Source organism: Pseudomonas sp. SIMBA_041, assembly GCF_046535095.1.
GTDB classification, from domain to species: domain Bacteria; phylum Pseudomonadota; class Gammaproteobacteria; order Pseudomonadales; family Pseudomonadaceae; genus Aquipseudomonas; species Aquipseudomonas mucoides.
Genome location: NZ_JAWRXJ010000509.1, coordinates 1 through 259, shown reverse-complemented (window position 1 = coordinate 259; position 259 = coordinate 1). Strand labels below are relative to the sequence as shown.

The following is a 259-nucleotide window of genomic DNA, read 5'->3' as shown; positions in this document are numbered from 1 at the left end:
CGCGCCTTCAAGCTGCCCGATGGCAGCACCCTGTACGTCAACGCCAACACCCAGGTGAAAGTGGATTTCAGCGCCCAGCAGCGTGATATCTACCTGCAACAGGGCCAGTTGTACCTGGAAGTGGCCGCCGACAAGGAGCGCCCGCTGTGGGTGCACAGCGGCGCGGCCAAAGTGCGGGTGGTGGGCACCGCCTTCGACGTGCGTCGTGGCCAGCGCCAGCTGGTGGTCAGCGTCGCCCACGGCCAGGTGGCCTTCAGCC

Annotated in this window: 1 protein-coding gene; it reads left to right on the top strand. The window is 66.8% G+C overall.

Annotated features, from left to right (window positions below):
* On the top strand, positions 1-259 hold a 259-nt coding region (locus tag SB725_RS32125; protein ID WP_410923531.1), incomplete at both ends, for a FecR family protein.